Here is a 6,000-nt window from a genome sequence, read left to right as displayed (position 1 = left end):
TTTACAAAGTTTAGTATATTTTTACCTTCATATTGTTCCATATCTTAATGTTTTAAAGCATTAAAATACGGATTTTAAATTAATAACTCAAAAAAAATGTTTTAACTTTATGCTATTGTAATTTGCTATAAGGGTACGGCAGTAACTTGCTGTTTATTAATATGTAAGTCTCTCGATAACATCGTTTTAATGGAGCGTTTTAAATTGTCCTTTGGTGAAATTAAAATTTTAAATAAAAATCTTGCAGAGGTTATTGTAGATGAAGGTATAGTTTTTGATGAAATTATGGTTGATGAATACCATGATTTCCTTCTCAATTCCTTAACCCCTCCTTTTTTCTTATTAATTAATAAAAAGTATTCATACACCTATACGTTCAATGCCCAAAAAACAATTGCTAATTTAAAGGAAATAAAGGCCATGGCGGTATTGCTGTCTACATATGGAGGAGAAATGTCCACCCGTACATTAATTAATGTAAATGGCAATTATAAATGGAATATTGAATTATTTCAAAATAGAACTGAAGCTTTACAATGGTTGCGGGAGCAATAAGATTTTCAAACGTTTTAGTTAACTTTCCAGTAAATTACCTTTACAAGGTTTGTGCTTCTATTTATTAACCTTAAATTTACCGCTTTTTAAGCAAACCATTATGACTGAGTTTATTAGAAAGCGAGCGGCTAATGCCAAGGACGATATTTTAAGTGGTATTACAGTGGCTTTAGCCTTAGTGCCAGAGGCTGTGGCTTTTGCCTTTGTTGCAGGGGTAGATCCTTTGGTGGGGCTTTATGCTGCATTCATGATTGGGTTGGTAACGTCAGTTTTTGGGGGCCGACCAGGTATGATTAGTGGCGCTACGGGTGCTTTAGCAGTAGTTATGGTAAGTCTTGTAGCCGAAGGTAATGCTATGGGAGCCGATGGTGAAAATCTTGGTTTGTATTATTTGTTTGCTACAGTTATTTTAATGGGTATTATACAAATGTTGGCGGGTGTATTTAAGCTCGGTAAGTTTGTGAGGCTTATTCCGCATCCTGTTATGATGGGCTTTGTTAACGGATTGGCTATTGTGATATTTTTAGCCCAATTAAAAATGTTTCCACAAATAACTCATGGAATTTCTTTTTGGGCAAATCCAGGGGATTGGTTTTCGGCATTATTTTCTAACGGTGAATTTTGGATGATGTTAAGCTTGGTAGGTCTAACTATGTTAATCATGTGGGGATTGCCAAAAATGAAAATAACGGCAAAGTTACCTGAGGCTTTAATGGGTATTCTTGTTATTTCAGTTATTGTCATCTTTGGAAAGTTAGATGTAGCTACCGTGGGTAGTTTTATTAGAGATGGTGGTGGTGAAGGCTTAAAAGGGGGCTTGCCGCAATTTCAGTTGGATATTTTAAACAAAGTGCCTTTTAATATGCAGACTTTGGTTTTTATAGGGCCTTATGCAATAATTTTAGCGGCTATTGGTTTAATTGAGTCGCTAATGACCCTTAACTTGGTTGACGAACTAACCGAAACGAGAGGAAATGCCAACAAGGAATGTATGGCACAAGGTGGCGCCAATATTGTAACAGGTCTTTTTGGAGGTATGGGTGGCTGTGCCATGATTGGTCAATCATTAATCAATATAAAATCGGGTGGGCGAACTAGGTTGTCTGGAATTGTTGCTGCTGTGCTGTTGCTCATGTTTATTCTGTTTGCATCAGCCTATATCGAACAAATTCCTATTGCAGCTTTGGTAGGGGTTATGTTTATGGTGGTTATAGGTACCTTTGCTTGGAGTAGTTTTAGGATATTGAACAAAATTCCTGTAACTGATGTTATTGTTTTGGTAGCAGTTTCATCATTAACAGTAATTTTCGATTTAGCCATTGCGGTAATCTCTGGGGTGATTATAAGTGCTTTGGTGTTCTCTTGGGAAAATGCCAAGCGTATACGTGCCCGTAAACGCATGAAGGATGATGGCACCAAAGTATATGAGATTTGGGGGCCTTTATTTTTTGGATCCATAATTGCTTTTAACGAAAAGTTTGATGTAAATAACGATCCGGATAAGGTTGAAGTCGATTTTATTGAATCTCGTGTAAGTGACCATTCGGCCATTGAGGCAATATTCAATTTGGTAAATAAATATGAAGCTGCTGGAAAGCAGATTAAACTCACTCATTTAAGCGAAGACTGTAAAGTATTGCTTTACAAATCCAGCCCTAAATTTAGAGAGGTAATTGTTGAAGCCGTTGACGATCCACGTTATTACTTGGCCGAAAACCCTGAGGCATTTACCAAAGGGCTATCGGAATACAAGCTTTAGTATAATAATTTGGGTGTTACCCTCGAAGTCTCGGGGGGTCGGGCTTTCCGTTTCAATCTTTTGCAAAAGAGCAAAAGGATTTTCACTACAATCCCTAACACAAAACTATTTTATGGGTTTTTTAAGTTGCTCTTTTACGCGGTCGAATGATTTTTTACTGGTACGTTCCCATCGATATATTTTATATTTTTTGTGCTTATTGGCTTCATACTTTGCTTTACGTTCATTAATTTGGTTAACCCAATTAAAACGTTTTTTTACAATCGTTTTTATTAGCTCGTCATTTTCACCTAACTGTTCCAAAGCATTTAAAGCAGCTATCGAAACGTTTTGAACCTTATCGTTCATGGCATTAATTAAGACAGGAATAGATGAAGATGTACCGGCAATTTCTAAGGCTTCAGCGGCTAATTTTCTGGTTTTGTAGTTTCCAAATTGTAATGCATATTCTAGTTTTTCAACATCATTATTCTGTATCCAAAAGTTAATAGCTCTCTCAGAAGGCTGAACAAACTTCAATTTAAAAAGTAAATATGTAATTTGAAAAAGCATGGATTCTTAAATATATCATTTACTTATTGGTATGAAATACTCAAGAAATGTTACGAATTTATAAGTTGAGATACTCGTTTTTAATTTTGCCTACAATAAAAAGCATTATAAAATTTCTTTAGGAATAATTTTCCTAGTCCATGTTTTTAAGCGCTTATAGTTTCCAACTTCGCTATCAGGATTAAATTCTAAAGTGGTTTCCCAAGAATTTTCGGGCTTAAATTCTATTTCCATGCCTTCCAAAACCCCCTTAGACACTTTATCAGATTTTACAATAACAACGCATTCCGTGTTTAAGTTAGCACTTCTAGGGTCTAAATTAAAAGTTCCGATTACCGTTATATGGTTATCAATAACCATAGATTTTGCATGAAGTCCGAATGTAGGTTTGTGGTCTAACTTAACTTGTAATTCTCCAGTCATTATTTTTTTTCGTTCTTCGGCATCTGGTCTAAATTCAAAAACGCGTACGCCTGTTTTTAGTAATTTTTCTCTATCAGATTGATAACTACTAAAAGCTTCTATGTTATCTGTTGACGCTAGACTATTGGTAAGAATTCTAATTTTTACACCACGATCAACAGCTTCTTTAAATAGATTTCTACTCAATTCGGTTGTTATTAAATAAGGCGTTTGAATATCGATTGATGACTTAGCGTTTTTAAGTAAATTAATAAGTGCACTTGTTGAAACACCTCCACCAGTTAAACCATCTTCTCCATCGTTTTTTCCAGGTATATCTGAAATAAATCTAACATCATCCAACCAAACTAAATCTCCCGAATTTTTAATGGATTGAAATGTTTCTGGTAATTTTTCAATGCGTTTTCTTATTTGAGGCCAAAAATTATCAGGGTTGCATGCGTACTCGTGAAGATTCTCAAAAGGGTTTTCTTTGATAGTATCTTCAGCTTTGTTTTTAATGATAGATTCTACGTTAACACTTAACGGACTATACCAAAATTCATCAAAAGATTTTTTTACGGTTTTAGATTCTTTTCCCAATAAAAGAATATCCCTATCTCTAAAATTATATTCATGGTCGTAATCAAAATATTCATCTGCGATATTTCTGCCTCCAGTTATAACAACTTTGTCATCAACAATAAACGTTTTATTGTGCATACGTTGGTTTGCATCTCTAAAATCTGTAGTAAATTTTCCTATTTTTTGAAATATATTTTTCCCTAAGTTAACTCCTGGATTATATATTTTGACCGAAATATTTTCGTGTGAATTAAAAGTTAATATGTCTTCAATATCGGTATCTACCATTATGTCATCAACAATAATTCGCACTTTAACACCTCTATCAGCTGATCTAACTAAATAGTCGCAAGCTATTAGTCCAATATTATCTGTTGAAAATATGAAGTATTGAATATCAATTGTTTTTTCGGCATATTCACTTAACCAAGCTCTAGCCACCATAGAGCCACTGCCATCTTCTAAAACATAAACCCCAGTTTTAGTTTCCATCAAGAAAGCTACATCTTCAAGTTCTTTGGTAAGTGTGATACTATCATTTCTATGAATATTGGTACAGAAATCTGTTTTTTCTGAGATGGATTTGGTTTTACCACAAGAAACCATTAGGAGTAAAACGATTAAATAATAGTTTTTGAATTTTAAAGAGAGGTTCATTTAGAATGATGTTGTTTTACACGCACACTTTCAGGGACCAATTTGGTGTAATCACCATTGTTTCTAATCACATCCCGAACAATAGAAGAGGCTATGTAAGAGGTTTGGGCAGAGGTTAACAGAAAAACGGTTTCAATAGGAGCAAGGTCGCGGTTGGTATGTGCAATAGCTTTTTCAAATTCAAAATCTGCAGGATTTCGCAATCCTCGTAAAATAAAATCAACGCCTATTTCTTTGCAAAAATCAACCGTTAGCCCTTTATATGTAACCACTTTTATTTTGGGTTCATCGGCAAAAGCTTCTTCAATAAACCGCTTGCGTTCACCAAGAGTGAACATATATTTTTTATCAGAATTGACACCAATAGCCACAATAATTTCATCAAAAAGCGTCACACCACGTTTTATAATATCGTAGTGCCCCAATGTTAGGGGATCAAAAGATCCTGGAAATAATGCGCGTTTCATGAATTTAAAATTACAACTTTTATTTTAAAGCTTCTACAATGGCATTATCAAAAAGTTCAGGAAGGTTTATCCCAGCTGCAGCGGCCTGTTGCGGTAAGATACTTTCCTTAGTTAATCCAGGTACCGTATTTACCTCAAGTAAATGGGGTTCACCATCTTTAAAAATGTATTCACTACGACTAAATCCTTTAAGTTTTAAAATATCGTAAACTTTTTTGGCAACAGTATTTACTTTATCCTCTTGTTCTTTTGTTAAACGTGCAGGGGTTATTTCTTGAGATTTTCCTAAATATTTGGCTTCGTAATCAAAAAAATCATTTTCGGAAACAATTTCGGTAATGGGTAAAACTTTGGTCTTGCCTTTGTACTTTATAACACCAACCGAAACTTCGGTGCCATCTAAAAACGATTCGATAATAATTTCATTATCTTCCCTAAAGGCTACCTCAATGGCATTTTGTAATTCTGATTGTTGGTGCACTTTGGTGACTCCAAAACTACTTCCAGCCTTATTGGCTTTTACAAAGCACGGTAGTCCTACTTTATTGATAATATCATTTTCATTAATGGTATCACCTAAATTAAGGTAGAATGATTCTGCTGTTTTAATACCATAAGGTTTTAATACACTTAAACAATCCCGTTTGTTAAAGGTTAAGCTGGCTTGATACATGTCACAACTGGTTTGAGGAATGTTTAATAAATGAAAATAGGACTGCATATACCCATCTTCACCCGGCGTTCCATGAATGGCATTAAATACACAATCGAAAGTAACTTTATTGTAGTTAATATTGACGGAAAAATCATTTTTGTTAATTGGGAATTCAGCATTATTTTCATCAACATAAACCCATTTATCTTTAAAGATATGAATCCGATAAGCAGTATACTTGCTAGAGTCTAGGGTTTCAAAAACGACATTGCCGCTTTTTAGGGAAATTTGATATTCACTCGAATACCCGCCCATAATTATGGCGATGTTTTTATTCATCTATTTTAAATTTTTTTATTTCATTGAAA

The 6,000-nt window shown here is 34.3% G+C and carries 6 protein-coding genes; 2 read left to right on the top strand and 4 right to left on the bottom strand.

The window, feature by feature from the left end; all coding sequences use genetic code 11:
* Positions 1-189: 189 nt before the first annotated feature.
* A complete protein-coding gene (locus K7G79_RS13780; RefSeq protein ID WP_223552182.1) occupies positions 190-555 on the top strand; it encodes a hypothetical protein in 366 nt (121 codons plus the stop codon).
* A 100-nt stretch (positions 556-655) separates the two neighbouring features.
* Positions 656-2,314 carry a SulP family inorganic anion transporter gene (locus K7G79_RS13775; protein ID WP_223552181.1) on the top strand — a complete coding sequence of 553 codons (1,659 nt, stop codon included), beginning with the start codon at positions 656-658 and terminating at the stop codon, positions 2,312-2,314.
* Positions 2,315-2,419: 105 nt separating this feature from the next.
* On the opposite strand, the gene K7G79_RS13770 is transcribed toward K7G79_RS13775, so the two are convergent.
* The 4 genes from K7G79_RS13770 to K7G79_RS13755 form a co-directional block, all read right to left on the bottom strand.
* On the bottom strand, positions 2,420-2,833 hold the full coding sequence (locus K7G79_RS13770; RefSeq protein ID WP_223552180.1) for a HEAT repeat domain-containing protein: 414 nt from the start codon (positions 2,831-2,833) through the stop codon (positions 2,420-2,422).
* Positions 2,834-2,971: 138 nt separating this feature from the next.
* Positions 2,972-4,510, bottom strand: a complete 1,539-nt coding sequence (locus K7G79_RS13765; protein ID WP_223552179.1) for a phospholipase D family protein — start codon at positions 4,508-4,510, stop codon at positions 2,972-2,974.
* Positions 4,507-4,977 (bottom strand): pantetheine-phosphate adenylyltransferase, encoded by a 471-nt coding sequence (gene coaD / locus K7G79_RS13760; RefSeq protein WP_223552178.1) that lies wholly within the window; start codon positions 4,975-4,977, stop codon positions 4,507-4,509. Before coaD ends, K7G79_RS13765 begins: the two co-directional genes overlap by 4 nt.
* 19 nt (positions 4,978-4,996) lie before the next feature.
* Positions 4,997-5,971, bottom strand: coding sequence for a D-alanine--D-alanine ligase (locus K7G79_RS13755; protein WP_223552177.1), 975 nt, complete (start codon positions 5,969-5,971; stop codon positions 4,997-4,999).
* Positions 5,972-6,000 lie beyond the last annotated feature (29 nt).

This window comes from Aestuariivivens sp. NBU2969, from assembly GCF_019931125.1.
GTDB lineage: Bacteria > Bacteroidota > Bacteroidia > Flavobacteriales > Flavobacteriaceae > Aestuariivivens > Aestuariivivens marinum.
This window is presented reverse-complemented; position numbering and strand designations above follow the sequence as displayed.

Coding starts and splice junctions, on each gene's coding strand:
- K7G79_RS13780 (WP_223552182.1), top strand. CDS start 190: ATGGAGCGTTTTAAATTGTCCTTTGGTGAAATTAAAATTTTAAATAAA.
- K7G79_RS13775 (WP_223552181.1), top strand. CDS start 656: ATGACTGAGTTTATTAGAAAGCGAGCGGCTAATGCCAAGGACGATATT.
- K7G79_RS13765 (WP_223552179.1), bottom strand. CDS start 4,510: ATGAACCTCTCTTTAAAATTCAAAAACTATTATTTAATCGTTTTACTC.
- coaD (WP_223552178.1), bottom strand. CDS start 4,977: ATGAAACGCGCATTATTTCCAGGATCTTTTGATCCCCTAACATTGGGG.
- K7G79_RS13755 (WP_223552177.1), bottom strand. CDS start 5,971: ATGAATAAAAACATCGCCATAATTATGGGCGGGTATTCGAGTGAATAT.